The sequence below is a fragment of the Spongiibacter pelagi genome (assembly GCF_014705705.1).
GTDB lineage: Bacteria > Pseudomonadota > Gammaproteobacteria > Pseudomonadales > Spongiibacteraceae > Spongiibacter > Spongiibacter pelagi.
This window is the reverse complement of sequence record NZ_JACXLD010000008.1, coordinates 71,391-84,162: the sequence shown is the minus strand read 5'-3', so window position 1 is coordinate 84,162 and position 12,772 is coordinate 71,391. Positions and strand designations below refer to the sequence as shown.

Genomic DNA, 12,772 nt, shown 5'->3' with positions numbered 1-12,772 from the left:
TTGATAAAATGAATTCCCATTATTTCGGCGTTTTTTTTCGTGGCATGGCAATGGGCGCCGCAGACGTGGTTCCCGGTGTTTCCGGTGGCACGGTTGCGTTCATTACCAATATCTACGACGAGCTGATAGAAAGCATTAAATCTTGTAATCTCGTCGCCCTAAAAGCGCTGTTTCAACAAGGGCCTTCCGCTTTTTGGCAGCACATAAATGGCAATTTTTTGCTGTGCTTGTTTTTGGGCATTGCGGTAAGCGTTGTCTCCTTGGCGAAATTTATAAGCTATGGCCTCGAGCAATATCCGCAATTTGTTTCCGCGTTTTTCTTCGGTTTGATTTTGGCCTCAGCTTGGTTTGTCTATCGACAAATTCCTGCGGCCAAAGGTCGATTGCTTTGGTTGTTGGGCGGTGTTGCTGCTGCAATAGGTATTGGTGTTATTCATCCGGGCCAGTTAACCGTCACGCCGCTGACTGTATTTCTGTCAGGCGCATTGGCGATTTGTGCCATGATTCTGCCGGGCATTTCTGGCAGTTTTATTCTGCTGCTAATGGGTATGTACGAGCCCATTATCGGTGCCATTAAGTCTTTTGATATTACGATAGCCCTGTGTTTTGCCTTGGGTTGCGCCTGTGGTTTGCTCGCTTTTGTGCGGGTGCTTTCATGGTTATTGCATCAGCATCGCGCGCCATTATTGGCACTGCTGACCGGGATTTTGCTTGGCTCTCTAAGCATTATCTGGCCCTGGAAAGCTTTAGGTGACTTGCAAGATGGTCATGGCTCAATGGTCACGGCGGCAAATATTTTACCGTGGCAAAGTGAGATGTCCTTGGCGGGCATTGCGCTGTGTGTGTTGCTGATGATCGCTGGTCTGCTATTAGTGCTGGGCTTGGAATCGATCTCGCAGCGCAAGCAGGAACAACAGCCGGAATCCTACTGATGGGTGTGGTAGGCTTTACTCTTCGTTAAATTTTTTTGTAGATGCGTAAGCCCTTTGTGAGTAGGTTTAGAAAGCCTTTTGTAATTTGGTGTTTTCTTGCGGTGTTGAGTGCGTGTTCAACACCGAAACCGGCTGCCCCGATTGTTGATCGCTACAACCCCTCAGAAAAACCGCCCAGCCATTATGTGGTTGTGCAAAATGACACCTTGTTTTCCATTGCTTGGCGCTACGGTTTTGATCTTGATCGCTTGGCGACCGCGAATAATCTGGATCAGCCGTATACCATTTTTCCCGGCCAAACTTTAATTCTTCAAGAAGCATCTCACGCCTTGGTTGCCAAGCCGGTAATCCCAGGCAGACCAGTTCAAACAGCGACCTCAAAATCCGCAAGTCGTGGGAAAAACGGAACGGCTGTGGCGCCAGTACTTACGCCAAAAGTCACACCAACCGTAACGCCAAAAGTGGTTGTTCCCAAACCTATTGTGATTGCCAATGATCGCTCACCTTGGCGCTGGCCTCACTCAGGGCCAATTGTTCGCCGTTTTGTGGCGGCAGGGCAGGCGCACAAAGGCATTGATCTTAAGGGAAAAATAGGCGAGCCTGTAACAGCGTCAAAGGCCGGCGTGGTAGTTTATTCGGGTAGCGGCTTAGTCGGTTACGGAAATTTGCTGATTATCAAACACTCGGAAAATTATTTAAGTGCCTATGGCCATAATCGTCGCTTGCTTAAAAAGGAAGGAGAGCAAGTGGCTGCCGGCGAAACCATCGCTGAGCTAGGTGATTCGGGAACGGACATTCCTAAATTACATTTTGAAATCCGCAAGAATGGCAAACCCATTGATCCGGTCACGGTTTTGCCAAGAAGATAATTTGAACATAAAGGGGGGATATAAAAACTGCGGTAAGTACGGATGACATTTCGGTCATCCCATTATAAAAAGTAGTCGTCGGAACAAAACCAACTCAAATAAGGGGTTCGACATGCGTACCAGTGAACAAGACAAGGATGCTTTTTCTCTGCAGGAAGTGGATTTCGATTACGAGGATGACTCGCCATCGGAAAGCCCACCCAAGCCTGAGTTTCGAGCACCTACCCAAGGGCGCCGAGATAATACCAGTCTCGATGCCACTCAGATGTATCTCAATGAAATTGGCTTTTCGCCACTGCTGAGCGCAGATGAAGAAAAGTACTACGCGCGACTTGCCCGCAAGGGTGATGAGAGTGGTCGCCAGCGGATGATCGAGAGTAATCTTCGTCTGGTAGTTAAAATTTCTCGCCGTTATCTCAATCGCGGCTTAAGCCTTTTGGATCTCGTTGAAGAGGGTAATCTCGGCCTGATTCGCGCGGTAGAAAAATTTGATCCAGAGCGGGGCTTTCGATTTTCAACTTACGCCACCTGGTGGATTCGGCAGACGATTGAACGGGCGATCATGAATCAAACCCGTACCATTCGCTTGCCGATTCATGTGGTTAAAGAGCTGAATAGCTATCTGCGAGTTGAGCGTGAATTAAGTCAGAAACTTGATCATATTCCTTCGCCGGAAGAAATGGCGCGGGAATTAAATTGTCCTCTGGCTGATACCAAACGCCTGTGTAATCTCAAAGAGCGAGTCGGCTCGGTCGATGCTCCGCTAGGGCAGGGCTCAGACCAAATTCTACTGGATACCCTCGCCGACACTCAGGCACAAAACCCCAGTGATATTTTGCAAAGTGAAAACCTTGCCGACAGTATTGATCGTTGGTTGGATACGCTTACAGATAAACAATGCGAGGTGGTTGTGCGGCGCTTTGGTCTGCGCGGGCATGACTCTTCAACATTGGAAGAGGTGGGCCGAGAAATTGGTTTGACCCGTGAGCGGGTTAGGCAGATTCAGGTGGAAGCGCTTAAGTTAATGCGCACGGCTTTTGAAGAAAGTGGCTTGAATGCCCACGCAATATTTCAGGATACGGAGTTTTAGCTTTCCTGAGCTTCGATAACAGCGGTATTTAAGCCGGATACCGCTGTTATTGAATTACTCCAAAGTCCCGGCTGGGCTTTTCCCTCCCAAGTCTCTAAAATTCACCCCCAGTTTGACAGATACTGAGACACGATTATGCCTATTACTTCTTTTCATCCACCGCATCGCACCCTGATGGGTCCCGGTCCTTCTGACGTTCACCCAAGAATTTTGGAAGCATTGGGCCGTCCTACCATTGGTCATTTGGATCCGCTGTTTGTCGGCATGATGGATGAGTGTAAAGCCTTGCTGAAATACGCATTTCAGACCGAAAATGCCCTGACTTTGCCGGTGTCTGCGCCGGGTTCGGCGGGTATGGAAGCGTGTTTTGTCAATTTGTTGGAGCGCGGCGACAAGGCTATTGTCTGTGTTAACGGTGTGTTCGGTACTCGGATGATCGAGAACGTAGTGCGCTGCGGTGCGGAAGCGATTCGCGTTGATACCGATTGGGGTAAACCGGTTGATGTGGCAGCGGTTGAGGCTGCGCTTAAGGCGAATCCAGATGCAAAGGTGTTGGCATTTGTTCATGCAGAAACCTCTACGGGTGCGGTAAGTGATGCTGAAAAACTGTGTCAGCTCGCCCAGCAATACGATTGCCTAAGCATTGTCGATACTGTGACCTCACTTGGCGGTGTGCCGCTTTATGTCGATAAATGGGGTGTCGATGCGGTGTACTCCGGCACTCAAAAATGTCTTTCCTGTACGCCGGGTATTTCTCCCGTGAGCTTTAGCGATAAAGCCATTGCCGTTATCAAATCACGCAAGCAGCCAGTACAAAGCTGGTTCTTGGATATGAATTTGATTTTGGGATATTGGGGTGAGGGCGGTAAACGCGCTTACCACCATACAGCGCCAATCAATGCCTTGTACGGTTTGCATGAATCGCTGGTGATGTTGCAGGAAGAAGGTTTGGAGCATGCTTGGGCGCGCCACCGCACAATGCACAATGCACTGGCCGCCGGCTTGAATGCGCTGGGCATTGAGTTTGTGGTGGATGCGGAATATCGCCTCCCACAACTTAATAGTGTTTGGATTCCTGAAGGCGTGGACGACGCCAAGGTGAGAGCACAACTGCTAGAAGAGTTTAGCTTGGAGATTGGTGCGGGCTTGGGTGATTTTGCCGGTAAGGTATGGCGCATTGGCCTAATGGGTTTCAGTGCCCGCGCTGAGAATGTTCGCCTGCTGATTTCGGCATTGGCGAAAGCGATGCAGGATCAAGGCTATCAATGTGATGTTGAAGCGGCCTTGGCTGCGGCGGAAGCGCTTCTTTAAAAACGCGATTTTAAAAGAAAGCGAAAATGCAAAAGGCCATCTAAATGATGGCCTTTTGCATATCTGAATTACGGAAAACTCACTCTTAATAAACGGTCTCCAGCATAGGAACCGACATAGATATCTTTGCCATTTTGTACACCTACGGTGCCGGCGCCCATCGGTGCGCCTTCATGTCGATAGAGTATTTCGCTCTCTAATGTATCGGGATCAACAGCAACAAGTTTAAACGGCGAGGGGCAATAACTATTCTCGACACTGGTGCAAATGGTGGGGAGAAAACCGCCCATTTCCTGAGAAGTTACCAGTAGACGGCCATCCTGCAGCCAAGCGCTATTGTCGGGATAACTGATTGAGACTCGGCCGAGCACGGTGCCACTGCGACGGTCGACTTTTACGACTTCGCCATCCGCCCACATATTAATAAACAAATAGCGGCCATCGGGACTGATTTGCAGGCCATTGGCAAAGCTGCCTTCACTGCCCATCAGCACTTCAGGCATTTGATTGCGGCGCCAATACCACACATGACCGTGATTGCTGCCGAATAAGGATTGAATCAGTTCGAGCTTGCTGTGCTTGTCAAACATATGACTTACCAGCAGTCCACCTTCGGGGCTGGCGACAACATCATTAAGGTAACTGCCTTCAGGAAATTGAGCGCAGCCTCGCCACAAAATTTCCTTGCTGTTTGGCAACCATTCAAAAAATTCCACGGCCTCGCGATTGCCGTGATTTACGACAAGCAGCTGCCAGCGCTGATCACCGCGTTGCGAAAGATGTATACCGTGTGGAGAGAAACTCGCCGCTGGTGGCGTAATACAGTTTTCATCGCCCCAAAGCTCTGTAGAAGACATATCTTGATTTTGATCAAGGGGAAACAGCGTGCGATGGCTAGAATCTAAGGTATCGAAAAGACCTATGCTGCCAGAATGTGCGCTGGTCAGTCCGCCAAAATGAGACAAAATCAGATAGCGACCATCAGGTGTGGATTCAATATCCTCGGGAGCCTGCAGGCCACAATAAGGCGTGGCGTTATCAACAGCATCGCAGGGCGCATTATGGATACTGCCGTCACAGGCGGTTAATCCAAAAACGAGGGCAGGCAGGGCAAGTATTCGCAATAGCTGGGAGTGCAGAAGAGTCACCGAATATTTTCCTTATTTATATTATGTTGTTCAGACAGAAAATAATGTTCTGGGCGAGTGTTCTACTGCTCTGTAAGTATGTCAAGAAAGCGGGGTGATATTTGCTCGGTTTGATTTGCTATTAACGGCTGCATGGCAGTAATGTAATTCGGGCGATAACAGTCTGCAGATGAGGACATTCTGTTGATACATAAAAAGCGTTGGTTACTGTTGCTTTCCGTTGTGCTTATTAGCGTCGTCGTATTGTGGCGCTGGCTGCCGAAAGAACCGGTGCCGGTTTGGTTGGTTACGGTTGAGCAGGGCGTGGTCGAAGCCACCGTATCTAATACCCGCGCGGGTACAGTGAAAGCGTGTCGACGTTCAAGATTATCCATGCCGATAGGCGGTGTTGTAGATCGCTTATTAGTGAAAAAGGGCGATAAAGTCGACAGCGGACAATTATTGCTAGAGCTGTGGAATAAGGATCGCGAAGCGGAAGTTGTTCAAGCTCAACAACTCGTGACCTCCGCAATAAATGAATCTCAAAATGCCTGTTTAATGGCTGACTTACGGCAGCGCGAGGCGAAGCGCATAGAATCATTGCGTAGTAAAAAACTGGCCTCGATCGAAAATTTGGATACCGCCCAAACCGCCGCGCAGTCACAGCAGCGGCTTTGTGATGCCGCTCGCGGGCAAGTAGGTGTGGCCGAGGCCCGCTTGCAGTTGGCGCAGGCGATCTTGGATCGAAGCCGTTTACACGCTCCCTTTGCTGGAATTGTTGCCGAAATAAACGGCGAAGTTGGGGAGTATATAACCCCCTCTCCGCCGGGCATTCCAACCCCGGCTGCAGTGGATTTGATCGATTACAGCTGCCTGTATGTGTCTGCGCCGATAGATGAAATCGATGCCAGTAATTTGCGCCTGGATATGCCCGCAGTCATTACATTAGACGCCTTTCGCAATCGTGAATTACAGGGGCGGGTTCGGCGCATTGCCCCCTATGTATTAGATCTTGAGCGACAAGCGCGCACCGTGGAAGTTGAGGTTCAGCTTGAAACCTTGCCTGAAGATATTGCACTGCTGGTCGGTTATAGCGCGGACTTGTTGTTGATTGAGGCGCGCCATGAAAATGTGCTGCGCATACCTAGTGAAGCGCTATTGCCAGATAACAGCGTTTGGCTGGTTGACGAACAGCAGCGGCTGCAACGGCGAGCGGTTAGCAAAGGTCTTTCAAACTGGACTTATACTGAAATTGTGTCGGGTTTAAAAGAAGGTGAGCGTATTGTGCGCAGCCCAGACGAACCCGGTTTGCAAGAAGGCGCGGCGGTGCGCGAACAAACAGATTCGCTAGAGCAGCGCTAGGCATGATTGAGCTGGATAAAGTCTGCAAAACCTTTTATCTCGGTGATCAGTCGGTTCACGCGCTGGATTCGGTAAGTCTGCATATTAATCAGGGCGAGTATATTTCGGTCATGGGGCCTTCCGGTTCGGGTAAATCGACCTTGCTAAATATGCTTGGTTTGCTGGATCAAATCGACTCTGGACGCTATTGCCTAGATACCGTAGACACGACGACGCTTTCTGAGCCCGAACGCGCAGCAACGCGCAGTGAAAAAATTGGTTTTGTTTTTCAGGCCTATCACCTTATCCCACGCCTAAGCGCGAGAGAAAATATTGAACTGCCAATGATGTTGGTCGGCGTGCCGCCGAAGGAGCGACGACATTTGGCTGAACAGGCCATGACCAGACTGGGTATTGCCGATCGCGCCGATCACCTGCCGCGTCAATTATCTGGTGGTCAGCGCCAGCGAGTGGCCTTGGCTAGAGCGATTGTAAGACGGCCAAAACTTCTGCTTGCCGATGAACCTACCGGAAATTTGGATAGCCGCTCCGGCGCTGAAGTTATCGATCTTATTGAAGAATTAAATAGTGAGGGCATTACCTTGTTGGTGGTAACTCACGATCCTCAACTCGGCTCCCGCGCCCATCGAAAAATCACCATGGTCGATGGGCGAATTGCCAGCGACAGCAGTGGTGAGTGAATGCGAAGCTGGGATCTGGTGCTTTTTAGTCTGCAGTCATTAATTCGCTATCGATTTCGCAGTGCGATGGTGCTGTTGGCTATCGGCCTAGGTGTTGCCGCTGTGGTGGTTTTGACCGCGTTAGGCGATGGTGCTCGTCGCTATGTAATGGATGAGTTTTCCTTTCTCGGCAAAGATATTCTCGCGGTGTTACCCGGCCGCAATGAAACCACGGGCGGCCTGCCGCCGGTCACCGGTGTTGCCGCGCGGGATATTACCTTGGACGAGGCTTACCTGTTAAAACAGCGTTTGCCGGCGGTATTGGATGTCGCGCCAATGGTCGTGGGCTCAGCGGAGGTTTCCTATCAAGACCGAGCCCGTGAAGTCTTGGTATTAGGTAGTACCGGCAGCTTGTTGGATATTCGTCAACTCAGCTTGGCACAGGGTAGAAACTTTACTGCCAGCGATATACGAGACAGTTCAGAAGAGTGCTTGATTGGGGAGACCCTGCGCGATGAATTGTTCGGTGCTAGCGCCAAGGTTATTGGTGAAAATCTGCGGATTGCCGACTATCGCTGCCATGTGATTGGTGTGCTGGCAGGGCGCGGCGATGCCATGGGCACGGATTTGAGTGATGCGGTGTTGATTCCCGTTGCTGCCGCACAGCGTATTTTTAATACCCAAGGTTTGTTTCGTTTGGTGGTTCGCCTTGCGCCGGGCTTGTCGGTAGAGCGTTCAACTGCGCTGATATTGGCCGCAATGACACAGTTTCATCAGGGCGAAGAGGACGTTACGGTGGTCAGCCCGGATGCCATGCTCAGCAGTTTTGATCAGGTCTTGGGTGTAATGACCCTCGGGGTAGGTTTAATCGCTTCGGTCAGTTTGTTGGTGGCGGGTGTGTTGGTGATGAATATTGCCTTGATCAGTGTTGGGCAGCGCACCGATGAAATTGGCTTACTAAAAGCGCTTGGGGCTTCCACCGCGCAGGTCGCCAAAATATTTCTGTTGGAATCGGTTATCAGCAGTTTTATTGGTGCCGCGCTGGGCTTACTACTTGCCCTTATTATCTTAATTCTTGCTACCCAGATTTTACCGGGACTTACTTTGCGGCCGCCGCTATGGGCGCCTTTGGTGGCGGTGGGCATCGCTATTGCGGCGGGCTTGGTATTCGCATGGCTGCCAGTTAAAAAAGCCACGGCCTTGGCGCCGATTCAGGCCTTGCAGAAAGGCTGAATGTGATGAGATGGCTGGATATTGTGCAGTGGATCTGGCGCTCGGTAACGAGTGGCAAACAGCGCAGTAGTTTGACCATTACCGGTATTGCCATTGGCATTATGGCAGTGGCGATGTTGACCTCGGTGGGAGAGGGTTTACGGCATTATTTGCTGGAAAGTTTTTCTCAATTTGGCACCCGGATTATTGCGGTTACGCCGGGCAAGTCGAGTACATTAGGTGCCAGTGGTGTGGTCAATTCCGTGCGTCCTTTGAGTTTGGATGATGCCAAATCACTCCGTGAGTTGCCCTTTGTCGAGACGGTGGTTCCGGTTATTTCTGGCACCGCCCGAGTCGAGGCGGGCCGTTACACACGAAATACCAATGTATTTGGGGTGGGGCCGCAGGCCGCAGAAGCATGGTTAATCGGTGTCAGTAAAGGCAGCTTTTTACCCGATGATAAATTGGAGTCTGCCCGGTCTTTAGCTGTGCTAGGTGCGGGTCTCAAAAAAGAGTTGTTTGGCTTACAAAACCCCTTGGGGCAATTAGTGCGTGTCGGTCACTCTCGCTTTAGAGTGGTTGGCGTGATGGAATCCAAGGGCCAGCTTTTGGGTTTTGATCTGGACGATGCGATTTATATTCCCATAAGTCGCGCGCAGCAATTATTTAATCGCGATGGCTTGATGGAAGTGGATGTCGTGTTTTCCGAGCAGGGCAATTCAAGGCGGATTTCAGCCTTGGTGAAAGAGCGTTTGATCGCTCGTCACGGCGCGGAAGATTTCACCCTGTTTACCCAAGAGGATATGCTCGGCAGCTTGGATAAAATCCTCAATATTATGACTTTGATCGTTGCCGCGCTTGGCGGTATTTCGCTGCTGGTCGGCGGTGTTGGTGTGCTCACCATTATGACCACGGCGCTGCAAGAGCGCACTCGTGAAATTGGCCTGCTGTGCGCGCTCGGCGCAAACTCAAAACAGATTGTGTTGCTGTTTTTGGGTGAGGCTATTGTGCTTGCCGCATCCGGCGGTGTAATTGGTTTGTTTTTGGTGGTTGTTCTCGTGCTGGGGGTTAACGTCTTTGCGCCAGATATTCCGCTGGCGCTGAATGGTTTTTATCTGTTTCTGGCATTGGGCTTGTCAATGTTGGTCGGCTTGTTGGCGGGCATTGGCCCGGCACTCAGGGCGGCCCACTTAAATCCAATCGCTGCGCTGCACACTGAATAGAGGTAAATACTCTGGCTACTGAACCCAATATCATCGCCCAATCTCTTTTGTTAATTGGTGCTCTATTGGCCTTGGGCTTGCTCGGGGAAAGTGTGGGGCGCAAAACCCAATTGCCGCGGGTCACTATTCTGATTTTATTGGGTGTGGTGGTTGGCCCTGTGGGTTTTGATGTGCTGCCGGCACTGGGCAATGCCTGGTTTGATTATGTGGCTACCATCGCCTTGACCCTGATCGGCTTTCTTTTGGGAGCGAAATTAGATGGTGAAACACTCGCGCAATATGGACTGAAATCGTTGTGGTTGGCTTTGGGTATCACTCTTGTCACTTTTGGGGTGGTGGTGGCTGGTTTAGGCTTACTCGGTGTGGCGCTTCCAATTGCCTTGGTTTTGGGCGGAGTCAGTTTGGCAACAGACCCTTTAGCTACCACTGATGTGATTGAGGAGTCGGGTAAAGACACTCATTTAACCCGGTTATTAACTGCGATTGTCGCCCTCGATGATGTTTGGGGCTTGATGCTGTTTGGCTTATTACTAAGTGGCCTGAGTTTGGTTATTAACGGGAATTATGAACCCCATTTTATTCTTGAAGGCATGCGAGAAATGCTGGGGGGAATTGCACTGGGTGCGGCACTGGGTATTCCTATGGCGTTTTTGTCAGGGCGGATTCAGGAGGGCGAACCGACCTTGGTAGAAGCCTTGGCAATGGTGTTTCTGTGCTCCGGTTTGGCGCTCTATCTCGATGTCTCCTATTTGCTTGCGGCGATTACCATGGGCATGGTGGTGGGGCGGCTGGCCAAGCACCACGATATTGCGTTTCACGAAATTCGGCATATCGAGTGGCCGGTGTTGATCGTATTTTTGATTCTGGTTGGGGTGAGTTTTAAGCCTGAGCATCTATACGACACTTGGCCACTGGTGCTGATGTATCTGGTGTTTAGAACACTCGGTCGAGTGTTGGGCGGGTATTTTTTCGCCCGAGGCTTTAATTTTTCGGCCCGACAGCGTGCTGAGTTGGGATTTTGTCTTTTGCCGCAGGCGGGTGTCGCCTTGGCTGCGGCCCTTTATGCAGGTCAGGAATTTCCCCAGTTGTCAGAGGTTATTTTCTCAGTCACGGTGATGGCGACGGTGCTGTTTGAAATTATCGGCCCCATGGCAACCCGCTGGGTGCTTGCAAATAAATGAGCATTGCAAGTGCCACCGACGACTGAGATTGCAAACGCAGTAATTAATCAGAGGTTCCCTAGAAGTTCCCAAGATAAGTACTTATAGGGATAGTGCCAAAATCGCTTTCTGCTAGCCTTTGTTAAAACGTGTCAAAGGGGATTCCTCCAGTGTCTGCAGCTCGCCAACTTATTGATCAAGTTCGAGAAGACTTGTTCAGCGCGATTGAAAACGATTCTATTACTCTGCCTACCTTGCCAGAAGTGGCGCTGGAAATCCGTGCGGCTGCCAATGACCCAGAGATCAGTGTTGCGGCTTTGGCGGCCATTATTGAGCAAGACGGTTCAATTGCGACCCGCTTGATTCGGGTCGGTAATAGCTCTTTATTGCGTGGCTTGGAAGCGGTGTCTGATGTGAAAGGCGCCATTAGTCGTATCGGGCTTTCTTATACTTCTACGCTGGTCACGACCATGGCCATGCAGCAAATTTTCCTCTCAACCAAGGAAGCGCTCAATAAGCGGATGCGGGCGATCTGGGTGCATAGCACCGATGTGGCGGCAATCTGCCATACCCTGGCGAAAGGGCAAAAAGGCTTAAAGCCAGAGCTGGCGACGCTGGCCGGTGTGGTTCATCAAATTGGTGCCTTGCCGATTTTGAATTATGCGGTAGGTCGTGGTTTTTTGCGTGATCATCCGGAGGCGCTGGATCAGGTCTTAATTGACTTAACCCCGATTATTGGTCGGCAGATTTTAGAGTCTTGGGGATTTGCACCAGAGCTGGTGATTATTCCAGAAGAGCATTTGAATTTTGATCGCCGCCCTGAGAAAGCCGATTACGCTGATTTGGTGATGGTGGCAAATCTACACAGCTATGTGGGCACCAATCATCCGCTGGCTGAAGTCGATTGGGCGACCGTGCCAGCGTTTGAACGCTTGGGGCTTCCCGTAAAGCCCGGTGAGCAGAGCGACTCTTATTACGAGCAGGTTGAAACTATGCAGGAATTACTGCGGGGCTGATTTTCTATCAAGTAGCCTGTAATCTTAATGCCTTCCGCTCAGCCTTTCGGCTGAGCGTCAAACTGCTGACCATTCACGTCAGCACCCTCTGCACTCATTAAATACAAATACAGTGGCATTAGCGCCTCAGGATCGGGATTGGTGCTGGGGTCTTCGCCCGGATAGGCGGTGCGGCGCATGGTGGTATTGGTGGCGCCGGGATTAATGCTGTTACAGCGAATTCCGTTTAGCTCAAACTCCTCGTCTGCCAGAATCTGCATCATCGCTTCATTGGCAAATTTTGAGACCGCATAAGCGCCCCAGAATGCCCGGCCTTTTCTGCCAACGCTGGACGAGGTGAAGATAATGGAGGCGGAGTTCGATTTTGCCATCAAAGGCAGCAGCGCCTGCGTCAGCATAAAGGGCGCGTTGACATTAACCTGCATGACTTCTTCCCAGCTATCTAGCGTAGTTTGTGCCAGGCTGCGGCGTTGGCCGAGGACGGCGGCATTGTGTAGCAAGCCATCTAATCGGCCAAACTCGCGCTCTAGGGTGTCTGCCAGTGCTTCAAAATCGTGGGCCGTTGCCCCGCGTAAATGCATGGGGTAAATGGCGGGTTGTGGGTGTCCGCCGGCTTCAATTTCATCGTAAACCGCTTCCAGCTTGTCGGTGGTTCTACCAAGCAAAATCACTGTGGCACCGTGTTTGGCAAAGCTGAGTGCGGCGGCGCGGCCTATGCCATCGCCTGCACCAGTCACCAGAATGACTTTATCTTGCAAGCAATCGGAGGAGGGGGCGTAGTTGGCGGGAAGCGTTTGGGCCACGTTAGGTC

General features: G+C 50.9%; 12 protein-coding genes. 10 read left to right on the top strand and 2 right to left on the bottom strand.

The features are described from left to right. Window positions 1–8: 8 nt before the first annotated feature. The 4 genes from IB286_RS13085 to IB286_RS13070 all read left to right on the top strand — a co-directional run bounded on the left by IB286_RS13085 (window position 9) and on the right by IB286_RS13070 (window position 4,202). Window positions 9–932, top strand: a complete 924-nt coding sequence (locus IB286_RS13085; RefSeq protein WP_223826389.1) for a DUF368 domain-containing protein — start codon at window positions 9–11, stop codon at window positions 930–932. Between the two features lie 56 nt (window positions 933–988). After that, window positions 989–1,801, top strand: a complete 813-nt coding sequence (locus IB286_RS13080; RefSeq protein WP_317889765.1) for a peptidoglycan DD-metalloendopeptidase family protein — start codon at window positions 989–991, stop codon at window positions 1,799–1,801. A 112-nt stretch (window positions 1,802–1,913) separates the two neighbouring features. After that, window positions 1,914–2,891: an RNA polymerase sigma factor RpoS gene (gene rpoS / locus IB286_RS13075; RefSeq protein WP_190766278.1), complete on the top strand. Its 978-nt coding sequence runs from the start codon at window positions 1,914–1,916 to the stop codon at window positions 2,889–2,891. A gap of 135 nt (window positions 2,892–3,026) precedes the next feature. After that, window positions 3,027–4,202, top strand: a complete 1,176-nt coding sequence (locus IB286_RS13070; RefSeq protein WP_190766276.1) for a pyridoxal-phosphate-dependent aminotransferase family protein — start codon at window positions 3,027–3,029, stop codon at window positions 4,200–4,202. A gap of 68 nt (window positions 4,203–4,270) precedes the next feature. Here the strand turns inward: IB286_RS13070 and IB286_RS13065 are convergent, their stop codons facing one another. Then, on the bottom strand, window positions 4,271–5,350 hold the full coding sequence (locus tag IB286_RS13065) for a hypothetical protein (RefSeq protein WP_190766274.1): 1,080 nt from the start codon (window positions 5,348–5,350) through the stop codon (window positions 4,271–4,273). Window positions 5,351–5,533: 183 nt separating this feature from the next. Between IB286_RS13065 and IB286_RS13060 the strand changes: the two genes are divergently transcribed. The 6 genes from IB286_RS13060 to IB286_RS13035 all read left to right on the top strand — a co-directional run bounded on the left by IB286_RS13060 (window position 5,534) and on the right by IB286_RS13035 (window position 11,961). Next, window positions 5,534–6,691, top strand: a complete 1,158-nt coding sequence (locus IB286_RS13060) for an efflux RND transporter periplasmic adaptor subunit (protein ID WP_223826388.1) — start codon at window positions 5,534–5,536, stop codon at window positions 6,689–6,691. A gap of 2 nt (window positions 6,692–6,693) precedes the next feature. After that, the gene (locus IB286_RS13055) at window positions 6,694–7,371 is read left to right on the top strand and encodes an ABC transporter ATP-binding protein (RefSeq protein ID WP_190766272.1); all 678 of its coding nucleotides are present in this window, start codon (window positions 6,694–6,696) and stop codon (window positions 7,369–7,371) included. Next, window positions 7,372–8,583, top strand: a complete 1,212-nt coding sequence (locus tag IB286_RS13050; protein WP_190766269.1) for an ABC transporter permease — start codon at window positions 7,372–7,374, stop codon at window positions 8,581–8,583. 5 nt (window positions 8,584–8,588) lie between these two features. Beyond that, window positions 8,589–9,785, top strand: a complete 1,197-nt coding sequence (locus IB286_RS13045) for an ABC transporter permease (protein WP_190766267.1) — start codon at window positions 8,589–8,591, stop codon at window positions 9,783–9,785. A 47-nt stretch (window positions 9,786–9,832) separates the two neighbouring features. Further along, window positions 9,833–10,966, top strand: coding sequence for a cation:proton antiporter (locus IB286_RS13040; protein WP_190766265.1), 1,134 nt, complete (start codon window positions 9,833–9,835; stop codon window positions 10,964–10,966). Window positions 10,967–11,115: 149 nt separating this feature from the next. Next, window positions 11,116–11,961 carry an HDOD domain-containing protein gene (locus IB286_RS13035; RefSeq protein ID WP_190766263.1) on the top strand — a complete coding sequence of 282 codons (846 nt, stop codon included), beginning with the start codon at window positions 11,116–11,118 and terminating at the stop codon, window positions 11,959–11,961. Window positions 11,962–11,999: 38 nt separating this feature from the next. On the opposite strand, the gene IB286_RS13030 is transcribed toward IB286_RS13035, so the two are convergent. Next, window positions 12,000–12,764 (bottom strand): YciK family oxidoreductase, encoded by a 765-nt coding sequence (locus tag IB286_RS13030; RefSeq protein WP_190766261.1) that lies wholly within the window; start codon window positions 12,762–12,764, stop codon window positions 12,000–12,002. Window positions 12,765–12,772: the final 8 nt, after the last annotated feature.